Raw genomic sequence first — 12,414 nt, forward strand, 5'->3', positions numbered from 1 at the left:
GATGGCGGTCACCGCCCGCGGCACTTCGGTGGCGCGCGTCCGGCGCAGCGTACTGCCGGCGCGTGTCCGGCGCAGCGCACTGCCGGCACGTGTCCGGCGCAGCGCACTGCCGGCGCGCGTCCGGCGCGTCGCCGTCGTGCTCGCCGCGCTCGTGCTGGCCGGCTGCGGCTACGGCTCCCTGCGCGACGCCGACCCCGCCCCGGTCGCGGCGAGCGGCCCGAAGCTGTCGGTCGACGTGGTCCGGATCGGCTACCTGCCCAACCTCACCCACGCGACCCCGCTGGTCGGCGTGCGCGACGGGTTCTTCGCCCGCGAACTGGGCGGCACCGGCGTGTCCGACGTGGTGTTCAACGCCGGGCCGTCGCTGATCGAGGCGGTGAACGCCGACTCCGTCGACATCGGCTGGATCGGCCCGTCCCCGATCATCAACGGCTACGCGCGGGCCGCCGGCGCGAACCTGCGGGTGATCTCCGGTTCCGCGTCCGGCGGGGTGCGGCTGGTGGTCCGCCCGGAGATCGGCTCCGCGCGCGAGCTCAAGGGCCGCCGGATCGCCTCGCCGCAGCTGGGCAACACCCAGGACGTCGCCCTGCTCACCTGGCTGGCCGACCAGGGCCTGCGGGTGGACGCCCGCAGCGGCCGGGGCGACGTGTCGGTGGTGCGCACCGCCAACGCCGAGGCGCCCAGCGCCTACCGGACGGGCGCGATCGACGGGGCGTGGGCGCCCGAGCCGACCGCGGCGAAGCTGGTGGCCGAAGGCGCCAAGGTGCTGCTGGAGGAGTCGGACCTGTGGCCCGGCGGGTCCTTCGCCACCACGAACGTCGTCGTCTCGCAACGCTTCCTCGCCGAGCACCGCGACGTCGTGGCCGCCGTGCTGCGCGGTTCCGTCGCGGCCAACGCGTGGATCAACGCCAACCCCGCCCGGGCCAAGGAGTCGGTCAACGGCGCGCTGCGGCGGCTGACCGGCAAGGCCCTGCCCGCCGACGTGATCGACCGCGCCTGGGACTCCGTCGAGGTCACCGACGACCCCCTGGCCTCGACCCTGGCCACCCAGGCCGCGCACGCCGTGGCCCTCGGCCTGGTCGAACCGCCGGACCTGCGCGGCCTGTACGACCTGAGCCTGCTCAACGACGTCCTGCGGGCCGCGGGCCGGCCCGAGGTCACCGACGCCGGTCTGGGGGCGAAATGACGTCCGCGAAGCCACGCCCGGCGGCCGTGGAGGCGCCGCCCGCGCCGCCGGTGTACCGGGTGCGGGTGCGGAAGGTGTCGAAGGCCTTCCACGCCGGCGGCACGACGACCGCCGTGCTCGACGGCATCGACCTCGACGTCGAGGCGGGCCAGTTCGTCACGCTGCTCGGCGCGTCCGGCTGCGGCAAGTCCACCCTGCTCAACCTGATCGCGGGGCTGGACCGGCCCTCGGCCGGCACCATCGACACCGGCGGCGACCGGACCGCGCTGATGTTCCAGGAGCACGCGCTGTTCCCGTGGCTCACCGCGGGCCGCAACATCGAGCTGGTGCTGCGGCTGCGCGGCATGGGCAGGGCCGAGCGCCGGACCGAGGCGGAACGCCTGCTCGACCTGGTCCGGCTGGGCGGCGCGCACGGCAAGCGGGTGCACGAGCTGTCGGGCGGGATGCGGCAGCGCGTCGCGCTCGCCCGCGCGCTGGCCCAGGACTGCCGCCTGCTGCTGATGGACGAGCCGTTCGCCGCGCTGGACGCGATCACCCGCGACGTGCTGCACGAGGAGCTGACCCGCCTGTGGCGGGAGACCGGCCTGTCGGTGCTGTTCGTGACGCACAACGTGCGCGAGGCGGTGCGGCTGGCCCAGCGGGTGGTGCTGATGTCGTCCCGCCCCGGTCGGATCGCCCGCGAGTGGCGCGTCGACATCCCCCACCCGCGGCGCGACGAGGACGCCGCGGTGGCGAACCTGTCGGTCGAGATCACCGAGGTGCTGCGCAGTGAGATCCGACGGCATGGCCGGCACTGACCACCGGGACGGCGGCGGCCTGGACGACCTGGCCCGCCTGGAAGCGGGGCTGGACGCGCTGGAGTCGCCGACCCAGCGGCGCGTGCCGGTGGGTGACGTGCTGCGGCGCAAGGTGCTCCCGCCGGTGCTCGCGCTCCTGCTGGTCCTGCTCACCTGGCAGGTCCTGGTGTGGGCGCGGGTCACCGACGACTACAAGCTGCCCGCGCCGCTGGACGTGTGGGCGAGCGCGCGGGAGCTGTGGCTGCGCGGCGAGCTGCTGCACATCGTGTGGACCAGCGTGTCGCGCGGCCTGTTCGGCTTCCTGCTCGCGCTGGCCATCGGCACCCCGCTGGGGCTGCTGGTCGCGCGGGTGGCGCTGGTGCGCGCGGCGGTCCGGCCGGTGCTGTCCGGGCTCCAGTCGCTGCCGTCCATCGCGTGGGTGCCGCCGGCGGTGATCTGGTTGGGGCTCAACGACACCATGATGTACGCGGTGATCCTGCTGGGCGCGGTGCCGTCGGTGGCCAACGGCCTGATCGCGGGCATCGACCAGATCCCGCCGCTGTACCTGCGCGCCGGGCGGGCGATCGGCATCCGCGGCGTGCGCAGCGTCCGGCACGTCGTGCTGCCCGCCGCGCTGCCCGCCTACGTCGCCGGGCTCAAGCAGGGCTGGGCGTTCTCGTGGCGCTCGCTGATGGCGGCGGAGATCATCGCCTCCTCGCCCGACCTGGGCATCGGCCTGGGCCAGCTGCTCGACAACGGCCGCAACAACGCCGACATGGCGGGCATCTTCCTGGCCATCCTGCTGATCCTGGTCGTCGGCATCGCCATCGACCTGCTCATCTTCTGCCCCGTGGAACGGGTCGTGCTGCGCCACCGCGGTCTGCTCCAGGAAGGGGAGAACTGCCGGACGACGTGGTTCCGGCGGCCCGCGGCCGAAGCCGCGCCGTAGCCCGGTAGCGGTCGAGCACCAGGCGCACCAGCTCCGGCGCGTCGCCCAGCTCGGCCGCCACGACGTCCGCGTCCGCCGCGCCGCGCTCGATCCGGTCGGACAGCCGACCCGGGCAGATCACGTACCGGGCCACCGCCACCCGCCGCACGCCGGCCGCGCGCAACGCCCGGACGGCGTCCTCGGGCGCGGGGACGCCGGTGGGGGAGGACCCGGTGGCGAACGCGGGCACCACCGCGCGCCACCCGCTCCCCGCCCACACCCGCGCGATCCGCCGGACCACCGCGACCGCGTCGGGGTCGGTCGAGCCGGCGGCGGCCAGCACGAGACCGGTCGAGGCCCGGTCGACGCGCCGCACACCGGCTTCGGCGAGCCTGCGTTCCAGCGCGCGCACGAGCAGGCGGGAGGGGCCGAGCACGGCGGAGCGGCGGACCGCCACCCCGTGGTCGGCGCGCAGCACCGCGGGCAGGTCCACCTTGTCGTGGAACGCGCTGGTCAGCAGCAGCGGCACGGCCACCACGTCCGAGGCGCCGCCGGCGGCCAGGACGTCCACGCACTCCGGCGGGCCGGGGTGGTCGAAGTCGAGGAACGCAGGCGCCACCGCCAGGTCGGGCCGCAGGGCGCGGACCCGGTCGGCGATGGCGGCGACGGTGGCCGCGTGCCGCGGGTCGCGGCTGCCGTGCGCGACGAGCATCAACGCCGACGTCATCCGCACTCCTCGTCCCTGGACGCGAAAGAGCCGCGTAGCGCGAACCGTGGTGGGGACACCACCGGGAGGGGTGTTCGCGCTACGCGGCAGGGGGTCCTCCGTGCGGAGGCCGGGTTCAGGCGGGCCCGGTCAGGCGGTCGCCTTCTTGCGGTAGGTGACCGCGCCGGCCAGGGCCAGCAGCGTGACGGCGATCGTCGTGATGGTCACGACCCACAGGCCGGCCCGGTAGCCGCTCAGCGCGCTGCTCGTGACCACCGTGAGGACGGTGGCGGTGATCGCGACCACGATGCCGTTGCCGATCTGCGCGCCCGCGTTGAACAGGCCGGACGCGAGGCCCTGCTCGTCCTCCGCGGCGCTGCCGACGGCGGCGATGTTGAGCGCCGGGTAGACCGCGGCGAAGCCGAAGCCACCGAGCAGCTGCTGGACCGCGAGCAGGACCAGCGGGTCGACCGAGCCGATGAACAGCACCCACGCCAGGTAGCCGACGCACATCATGACCAGGCCGATCGAGGCGACCGGCCACGCGCCGTGCTTGGTCACCAGGACCGCGCCGTAGCGGGCGGTGCCCGCCGTGAGCACGCCGCCGACCAGGAAGGCGAGACCCGCCTGCAGCGGCGACCAGCCCAGTTCCACCTGGTAGTACAGAGTGAGCACGAACTGGAACGCGACGTAGGCGCCGAAGAACAGCATGCAGATGTTGGCCCGGGTGAGCTGGGGCCGCCGGAAGATGCCCAGCGGGACCAGCGGCGCGGGGTGGTTGCGCTCGACCGCGGCGAAGATCGGGAACAGCACGACCGCGGCGGCGAGCGAGGCGATGGTGATCCAGTCGCCCCACCCGTTCGTGGCGGCCCGGCTGAGCCCGTACACGAGCGCGACCGCACCCGCGGTCACCAGGACCGCGCCCAGCACGTCCATGCGCTGGCGCTGCGACGCCTCCTGCCGGCCGGGCACCACCGCGCCCGCGAGCACGGCGACGATCAGGCCGACGACGGCCGGCAGGAACATGGTCAGCCGCCAGGAGATGCTGGACAGCAGGCCGCCGAGCACCAGGCCCAGCGAGTACCCGGCCGAGGCGACGGCGAGGAACGTGCCCAGCGCCCGGTTGCGCGCGCTGGGTTCGCGGAAGGCGTCCAGCAGCACGGCCATGGCCACCGGCGCCGTGATGCCGGCGCTGATGCCCTTGGCCAGGCGCGCGACGACGAGCAACAGGCCGTTGTCGGCGAAACCGCCCACGAGGCTGGCCACGATGAAGACGACCAGCCAGCCGATGAGCAGCTTCTTGCGGTTGTAGACGTCGGCGAGCCGGCCGCCCAGCAGCAGGAACCCGCCGAAGCCGAGCGCGTAGGCGCTGACCACCCACTGGAGGGCCGCGGGTGACATGGCCAGGTCGTCCTGGACCAGGGGGAGGGCCGGCCCCATGGACGCGATGTCCATGGCGTCGAGGAACTGGACCGCGCAGACGACCGCCAGCAGCAGCGGCAGGTTCTTCACCACTGTGGCGCCGACCGGCGGTTTCGGGTCCTGGTGGATGGGTGGCGAGGCCGCTGGGGACGGCTCGGTCATGATCAGCTCCGCTCATGTGGGACGCCGAACCACCTTTAGTGGACCGATCAGTCCCGGACTGGTCGGTCCATCTTCCGGCCAGACGAATGCCTCTGTCAACAGAGGCAATTGCGGCCCTTGCCGTCCGTACACCCGGCACCGGGTCTTCGTGGGCTGTCGAGTCGGCCGTCGAGAGCCGTGCCGTCGAGCCCTGGGGGCGGTTGGCCCGCTTGCCCGATCGGGCATGTCGGCCGTGGTCGACCGGATACGTTGGCCGGGTGACTTCGGCCGACGGGGATGCGTTCGACGCGTGGAGGCGTGCGCTTGACGAGCTTTCGGCTTCGGCCGAGGCCGCGGAGGCTTGGCGGGTTCGGCGGTACCGGTACGCGCACCGGTTGGGGCGGGCGCTCACCGGGGTGCGGCAGGACGGTTCGCCCCTCCTGACCGGCAGGGTCCTGTACGGGGTGTGGTTGCGGTGGGGGTTGTTGTACGTCGGTCAGACCTCCGAGGCCGAGCGGCGGTTGCGGGACCTGGTGGTCGGGGAGAGCCACCACTTGGCGAACACGTTCCCGCCCGAGATCTGGCACCGCGTGGTCGTGGTGGCGTGGCCCCGGCTGCCCGAGGCGGTCGCGCTGGCGGGCGAGTTGGCGGACGAGGACATCAGCCTGGCGTTGGAGTACCGGCTCCAGTCGCTGCTCGCGCCGTTGGCCAACGCGTCCCGGCGGACTCCGGACGGTGGCTGGCGACCGGTCGACTGGACCAGGAGCCGGTCACGCGGGGCCCGGGCCGCGGACAAGGTCGATCGGCTCTTCACCGCCGTGCGGGAGGTCTGGGAGGAGGCCGCCAACGCGGGGAGCGGGACCGTCACCGACACCTACAGCGTGGCCTTCCCCGCGCAGGTGCTGGCCGAGTGAGGTCAGAGGTCGGCCGGCGATTTGTCGGGGCGCAGGCCGCGCCAGCTCGGGTGGCGGAGGCGGCCCTCGGTGGTCCAGTGGCGGAACTGGACTTCGCCCACCAACGACGGCTGGACCCAGTGGGCGCCCCGGGCGTGGTCGGCGGGGACCTCGTCGACGAACGGCGGGGTGGGGCGGGTCAACGGGTGCAGGCGCGAGAGCAGGTCGGACAGCATCGGGGCGGTGAAGCCGGTGCCCACCTTGCCCGCGTAGTGCAGGCCGTTCGGGGTCGGGACGCCCAGGAGCAGCGCGCCGATGGTGCCGGAACGGCGGCCTTCGCCCGGCCGCCACCCGCCGATCAGCACCTCCCGCGTGCGGATCAGCGGGACCTTGATCCACGACGGCGAGCGGCGGCCCGGGTCGTAGCGCGACGTCAGGCGTTTGGCCACCACGCCCTCCAAGCCGTGCTCGGCGGCGATCGACTGGACGGTTGCGCCCGGCAGGTCGGTGAAGTACGGCGGGACGCGGATGGACGGGTGCCTGCTCAGCCCCAACTCCTCCAGGAGCCGGCGGCGGGTGGTGTAGGGCTCGGCGAGCAGCGTGCGGCCGTCCAGGTGCAGGACGTCGAAGACGTAGTAGGAGACCGGGATGCGCGCCAGCAGCTCGTCGGTCGGGCGGCGGGTGTGGATCCTCGACTGCAGGCGGCTGAAGTTCGGGCGGCCCTCCGGGTCCAGGGCCACGATCTCGCCGTCCAGGACCGCCGGGCGGTGGTCCAACAGGGTGGTCAGGGCGTGCAGTTCGGGGTAGGTGCGCGAGGCGTCCAGGTCGTTGCGGGTCAGGACGCGCAGGCGGTCGTCGCGGACGTAGGTCGTCGCGCGCACGCCGTCCCACTTGAACTCGAACGCCCAGCCCCCGCCCTCCGGCAGGTCGCCCGGGACCGCCAGCATGGGGCGGACCAGGTCCGGGAAGTGCTGCCGCTGCGCCAACTCGTCCGTCCTCTGTAGACGGCTCCGGTCCACCCAGTGTCGGTCGAGGAGGGCAAGCGCGCAGTGCGGCTAGCTCTGCGAAGGAGATAAACCCGACAGGGGCGCCCGAAAACGCCCCCGTCGGGGTGATGCGGTTACAGCGGGATCTCGAAGTGCACCGTCTGGAACGCCAACGGGTCACCGTCGCGGGCGTCGTGCACCTCGGTGGCCACCGAGCGCCAGAACGGCTCCGCACCCGGGACCCGCGTGTCGGTGTGCAGGTACAGCTTCGAGTAGCCCGGCGTCGCCGCCACGAAGCGCGTCGCCAGGTCCACCAGCGCGCGGGCCAGCCCGGCCCGGCGGTGGTCGGGCCGCACGTACACCCGGAACAGCTGCGCCGTGCTCGCCGACGGGTACCGGGCGGCCAGCCACGCCGGGTGGGGCGGGCTGGCCGGACCCTGGGCCCGGACGCCCGTCGTGCCGACCACCTCGTCACCCTTCAGGGCGACGAACAGCGCGTGCCGCGCCGGCCGCAGGTACGCCCCTTCGAGGTCGACCACGTCGGCGTGCCACTCGGGCCGGTAGCCGTAGCCGAACTCGTGGTAGAAGGTGTCCAGCATGACGCCGCGGGCCCCGGGCAGGTCGGCTTCGGTCGCCAGGCGCACGTCGTAGGGCCCTACGGCCGACAGCGTCGGCGCGGCCTGGCGGTGGTGCGTGGTCATGTCCTCTTCTCCTCTGTTCCTTCCATCGCGCGGCCCAGCAGGCCGATGGTCACCGGGTGGGTGGGGGAGTCCAGCACCTCCGCCGCCGAGCCGTGCTCGACGAGGAGGCCTTGGTGCAGCACGGCGACCCGGTCGGCCAGCCGGGCCACCACGGCCAGGTCGTGGCTGACCAGGACGACCGCGCAGGGCAGGTCCGCCAGCAGGTCGAGCAGGCTCGCCTGGGTCAGGGTGTCCAGCCCTGAGGTGATCTCGTCGCACACCAGCACGTCCGGCTCGGCCAGCAGGGCGCGCACCAGCGCGGCGCGCACCAGCGCGGCGCGCTGCAGTTCGCCGCCGGACAGGCCGGGCGGTCGCCGCCGCGCGGTGTCCTCGTCCAGGCCGACGGCGGCGAGCCCGGCCAGCGCCTCCGCCTCGCCGCCCGCCCGCAGCCGCACGGCGGTCCGCGCCACCTGGGCCAGCACCGTGCGGCTCGGGTCGAACGACGACCTCGGGTCCTGGAAGACGTACTGGACGGCGGCCAGTTGCGCCCGCGACCGCCGCCGCAGCGACCGCGGCAGCACCTGCCCGGACAGCGCGACCGTCCCGTCGTAGCGGGCGTGCAGGCCGGACAGGCACCGGGCGAGCGTGGTCTTGCCGCTGCCCGACCGGCCGACGACCGCCAGGCACTGCCCGGCGCCCAGCGACAGGTCCACATCGCGCAGCACCACGGCGTTGCGGTGCCGCGCCGTCAGCCCGCTGACCTGCATCAACGGCGGTTTCTCGGCCGCCGGAACCGGCACGGTCACGCGCGGCTGGGCGGCCACCAGCGCCCGCGTGTAGGGCGAGCTCGGCTGGTCCAGCAGTCCGACCGGCCCGGCTTCCGCCACCCGGCCGTCGCGCAGCACCACCACCTCGTCGGCCAGCGCCCGCACCACGTCCAGGTCGTGGGTCAGCAGGACCACCGCCACCCCCTGGGCCGCGACGGACGCCAACTCGTCCACGATCTCCGCGCGGGTGATCGGGTCCTGCCCGGTGGTCGGCTCGTCGGCCACGATGACCGCCGGGTCGCCCACCAGCGCCTGCGCCAGCACCACCCGCTGCTGCTGCCCGCCGGACAGCTCGTGCGGGAAGCGCCGCAACAGCTCGGCGGGCACCCGCGCCCGGCGCAGCGCGGTGGCGATCAGCTCCTCCGCATCGCCCTCCCGCACGGCCGCGACCTCCCGGAACACCCCGCCGATGCGGCGCACGGGGTTCAGCGCGCCGGCGGGTTGTTGCGGCACGAACCCCACCCGGCCCTCGACCGACACCCGCCCGGTCACGGTGACGCCCGGCGCGTGCTCGCCCAGCAGCGCGAGCCCGGTCGTGGTCTTGCCGCTGCCCGACGCGCCGACCAGCGCCAGCACCCGCCCGGCGGACAGCGCGAAGCTCACCCCGTCCACCAGGGTCCGCCCGCCCGCGACCGCCCGCAGGTCCTCCACGCGCACGACGGTCACACGGCCTCCTTGCGCAGGGCGCGGTCGAACGTCAGGTTCAAGCCCACCGACAACGCCACGATCAGCAACGCGGGCACCACGACGGCCCACGGCTGGAGGAACAACCCGACCCGGTTGCGGTCGACCATGACCGCCCAGTCGGCGGCGTCCGGCGGCACGCCCACGCCCAGGAAGCTCGCCGACGCCACCAGGTACAGCGCCCCGGTGAGCCGGACCCCGGCGTCGGCGGCCAGCGTCCGCAGCATCGACCGCCCGGTGTAGACCACGGAGGTCCGCCACCACGACTCGCCCTGCAACCGCATCGCCTCCAGCGCCGGCCGCGCCGCGATCTCCAGCGCCGCGCCGCGCGAGATCCGCGCCACGTCGGGGAAGTTGACCAACGTCACGACGCCGATCAGCACCGGCAGCCCGGGACCGGCGATCGCCGCCGCCAGGATCAGCACCAGCAGCGACGGCACGGCCAGCAGCAGGTCCAGCGGGCGCATCAGCACGTCGTCGACCACCCGCGACATCGCCGCCACCACCCCCCACGGCACGCCGACCGCGTAGGAGAACACCGTGGCCAGCAACGCGACCAGCACGACCGTCTGCCCGCCCAGCAACACCTGCTGCCACACGTCCCGCCCGACGAAGTCCGTGCCCAGCGCGGAGTTCGGCGTGAACGGCGCACCGCGCGGCACGTCGTCGGCCACGAACAACGGCCCCACCAGCGCCAGGAGCAGCGGCACCGCCACCAGCAACGCCCGGATCACGCGACCACCGCCGACCGGGGCGCGAGCCGGAACCCGACCAGGTCCGCCACCAGGTTGACCAGCACGGTCGTCACCGCGAACACCACCGCGAGCCCCTGCACCACCGGCAGGTCCCGCCCGGCGACCGCGTCCACCAGGATCGTGCCCAGCCCCGGGATCACGAACACCGCCTCCACCACGATCACCCCGCCCAGCAGCCAGTCCGTGGTGCGGGCGAGTTGCTGCACGGCCGGCGCGACCGCGTTGGGCAGGGCGTGCGCGAACCGGACGCGCCGCTCGCCGATGCCCAGCCGCCGCGCGTGCCGGACGTGGTCGGAGGCCAGGGCGTCGATCATCCCGGCCCGCACCAGCCGGCTCACCGAGCACACCGGCCGCGCCAACAGCACCACCAGCGGCAGCACCAGCACCTGCGGCTGGGCCAGCAGGTCCGCGCCCACGGCCGTGGGCGGCAGCCACCCCAGCTGCACCCCGAACACCGCGATGAGCACCACCGCCAGCGCGAACTCCGGGATGGAGTGCAGGCCGACCGTCACCGTGGTCAGCGCCCGGTCCAGCGGACCGCCCTCGCGCACCGCCGCCGCCACGCCGAGCAGCACCGACAGCGGCACCAGCAGGACCAGCGACACCACCGCGAGCACCAGCGTCGGCCCGAGCCCGTCGGCCAGGAACTCCGCCACCGGCCGCCCCGACACCAGCGACACCCCGAGGTCACCGTGCAGGAGCCCGCCCAGCCACGCGCCGAACCGGTCCAGCGCCGGCCGGTCGAGCCCCATCGCCGCCCGGATCTCCTCGATCCGGCGCGGGTCGGGGTGGTCGCCGGCCAACGCCACCGCCGCGTCCCCCGGCAGCGCCTGCACCAGGAGGAACACGGCGGTGACGACGGCGACCACCTGCGCCAGGCCGATCGCCAGCCGCCGCAGGGCGTACCGGGTCACCCCAGCCACACCTTGTCGAACCGGGCCCAGTCCAGGGTGTTCGCGGGCGCGGTGGAGATGCCGCCGACGTTGGGCGCGGCGCCCACGATCCAGTCCGCGAAGCCCCACATCAGGTAGCCGCCCTCGGCGTGCAGCGACCGCTGCATCTCCCGGTACAACGACGCCCGCTCACCGGCGTCCGCGGTGGACACCGCCTTGCGGTACAGCTCGTCGAACTCCGGCCGCGCCCACTTGGTGACGTTGGTGCCGGAGTCGCTGAGCAGCCGCTGCGCGATGTGCGTCTCGATCGGCATGGCGCCGGACCGGAAGCTCGACAGCGACCCGTTCTTGAGCGTGTCCGACCAGTAGCTGTCCTTGTTGCCGGTCACCACCTCGATGGTCAGGCCGGACCCCTTGGCCTGGTCGGCGAACACGGTCGCCGCCTCGACCATGCCGGCGGCGGCCGTGGACGTGTCCAGCTTGACCGTCAGGCCCTCCGCGCCCGCCTTGCGGATCAGGAACTTCGCCTTGTCCAGGTCACGGGTGCGCTGCGGGATGTCGTCGGCGTAGTACTGGTAGCCCTTGCCGAACAGGTCGTTGGCCACCTGCCCGCTGCCCGCCAGCACCGACTCCACCAACTGTTGCCGGTCGGCCAGCAGGAACATCGCCTCGCGCAGGTCGCGGTTGTCGAACGGCGGCCGGTCCAGCTTCATCGCGAACGCCTGCACGGCGCTGTTGGGGGAGCGGTGGATCGCGATGCGGCCGTCGGTGTGGCTGCGCGCCGTCGTGGGCGTGAGGTCGTGCGCGTACTGGACCTGGCCGCCGAGCAGCGCGTTCGCCCGCGCCGACTCCTCGTTGGCGATGACGAACTCCAGCTCGTCCAGGTGCGGCGCGCCCTCCCAGTAGTCCGGGTTCCTCTTCAGCACCACGGACTTGCCCGGCTCGAACGACACGAAGCTGAACGGGCCGGAGCCGACCGGCTTCGAGAAGTCCTCCGCGCCGGCGGGCACGATGTACGCGCCGAACGCCGCCAGGGCGTTGGGGAACTCGATGAACGGCCGCTTCAGCGCGAACTCCACGGTCCGGGCGTCCACCGCGCGGCTGTTCGCGAGGTCCACCAGGCTCAGGCTGGACTTCGCCCGGAACGCCCGGTTCGGGTCGAGGATGCGGGCGTAGCTGGCCAGCACGTCCTCCGCGCGCACCGGCTGCCCGTTGTGGAACTTGGTGTCCCGCAGGGTGATCCGCCACTTGGTCAGCGTGGCGTCGGGCTCCCACTTCTCGGCCAGTCTGGGCTGCGCCGCGACGTCCGGGCCGAGGTCGGCGAGCTTGTCGAACAGCGCCTTGGCGCGGGCGGCCTCGACGAACAGGTTGGCCAGGTGCGGGTCGAGCACCTCCTTGGCCCCGCCGCCCGCGAACGCCGCGCGCAGCCGGCCGCCGGCTTTCGGGGCGGAGGCCTGGTGGGCGGCCGGGGTGGCGCACGCGGACAGGGCGGCCAGCGGGAGCAGGCCGAGGAAGTGGCGGCGGGTGGGCATGGTGG

Annotated in this window: 12 protein-coding genes; 4 read left to right on the forward strand and 8 right to left on the reverse strand. The window is 74.0% G+C overall.

From position 1 onward, the window contains the following. Position 1 precedes the first annotated feature (1 nt). The 3 genes from ABD126_RS01870 to ABD126_RS01880 are packed head-to-tail and all read left to right on the forward strand — an operon-like array spanning position 2 to position 2,911. Positions 2-1,186, forward strand: a complete 1,185-nt coding sequence (locus tag ABD126_RS01870) for an ABC transporter substrate-binding protein (RefSeq protein ID WP_343931792.1) — start codon at positions 2-4, stop codon at positions 1,184-1,186. Beyond that, positions 1,183-1,983, forward strand: coding sequence for an ABC transporter ATP-binding protein (locus ABD126_RS01875; RefSeq protein ID WP_343931793.1), 801 nt, complete (start codon positions 1,183-1,185; stop codon positions 1,981-1,983). Before ABD126_RS01870 ends, ABD126_RS01875 begins: the two co-directional genes overlap by 4 nt. Continuing rightward, on the forward strand, positions 1,970-2,911 hold the full coding sequence (locus ABD126_RS01880) for an ABC transporter permease (RefSeq protein ID WP_343931794.1): 942 nt from the start codon (positions 1,970-1,972) through the stop codon (positions 2,909-2,911). Before ABD126_RS01875 ends, ABD126_RS01880 begins: the two co-directional genes overlap by 14 nt. On the opposite strand, the gene ABD126_RS01885 is transcribed toward ABD126_RS01880, so the two are convergent. Both ABD126_RS01885 and ABD126_RS01890 read right to left on the reverse strand, forming a co-directional pair. Continuing rightward, the gene (locus ABD126_RS01885) at positions 2,799-3,617 is read right to left on the reverse strand and encodes a sirohydrochlorin chelatase (RefSeq protein ID WP_343931795.1); all 819 of its coding nucleotides are present in this window, start codon (positions 3,615-3,617) and stop codon (positions 2,799-2,801) included. The genes ABD126_RS01880 and ABD126_RS01885 overlap by 113 nt on opposite strands. 129 nt (positions 3,618-3,746) lie before the next feature. After that, positions 3,747-5,180 carry an MFS transporter gene (locus ABD126_RS01890; RefSeq protein WP_343931796.1) on the reverse strand — a complete coding sequence of 478 codons (1,434 nt, stop codon included), beginning with the start codon at positions 5,178-5,180 and terminating at the stop codon, positions 3,747-3,749. Between the two features lie 257 nt (positions 5,181-5,437). Between ABD126_RS01890 and ABD126_RS01895 the strand changes: the two genes are divergently transcribed. Then, on the forward strand, positions 5,438-6,073 hold the full coding sequence (locus ABD126_RS01895) for a hypothetical protein (protein WP_343931797.1): 636 nt from the start codon (positions 5,438-5,440) through the stop codon (positions 6,071-6,073). Positions 6,074-6,075: 2 nt separating this feature from the next. Here the strand turns inward: ABD126_RS01895 and ligD are convergent, their stop codons facing one another. The 6 genes from ligD to ABD126_RS01925 form a co-directional block, all read right to left on the reverse strand. Continuing rightward, the gene (ligD, locus tag ABD126_RS01900; RefSeq protein WP_343931798.1) at positions 6,076-7,038 is read right to left on the reverse strand and encodes a non-homologous end-joining DNA ligase; all 963 of its coding nucleotides are present in this window, start codon (positions 7,036-7,038) and stop codon (positions 6,076-6,078) included. A gap of 134 nt (positions 7,039-7,172) precedes the next feature. Continuing rightward, complete coding sequence (locus ABD126_RS01905; RefSeq protein WP_343931799.1) at positions 7,173-7,739, reverse strand: GNAT family N-acetyltransferase; 567 nt, start codon at positions 7,737-7,739, stop codon at positions 7,173-7,175. After that, positions 7,736-9,211, reverse strand: a complete 1,476-nt coding sequence (locus ABD126_RS01910) for an ABC transporter ATP-binding protein (protein ID WP_343931800.1) — start codon at positions 9,209-9,211, stop codon at positions 7,736-7,738. Before ABD126_RS01910 ends, ABD126_RS01905 begins: the two co-directional genes overlap by 4 nt. After that, the gene (locus ABD126_RS01915) at positions 9,208-9,963 is read right to left on the reverse strand and encodes an ABC transporter permease (protein ID WP_343931801.1); all 756 of its coding nucleotides are present in this window, start codon (positions 9,961-9,963) and stop codon (positions 9,208-9,210) included. The genes ABD126_RS01910 and ABD126_RS01915 overlap by 4 nt, the downstream gene beginning before the upstream one ends. Further along, positions 9,960-10,898: an ABC transporter permease gene (locus tag ABD126_RS01920; protein WP_343931802.1), complete on the reverse strand. Its 939-nt coding sequence runs from the start codon at positions 10,896-10,898 to the stop codon at positions 9,960-9,962. Before ABD126_RS01920 ends, ABD126_RS01915 begins: the two co-directional genes overlap by 4 nt. Then, positions 10,895-12,409 (reverse strand): ABC transporter substrate-binding protein, encoded by a 1,515-nt coding sequence (locus tag ABD126_RS01925; RefSeq protein WP_343931803.1) that lies wholly within the window; start codon positions 12,407-12,409, stop codon positions 10,895-10,897. The genes ABD126_RS01920 and ABD126_RS01925 overlap by 4 nt, the downstream gene beginning before the upstream one ends. Between the last annotated feature and the right edge of the window lie 5 nt (positions 12,410-12,414).

This window comes from Saccharothrix mutabilis subsp. mutabilis, from assembly GCF_039521145.1.
GTDB classification, from domain to species: Bacteria; Actinomycetota; Actinomycetes; order Mycobacteriales; family Pseudonocardiaceae; genus Actinosynnema; species Actinosynnema mutabilis.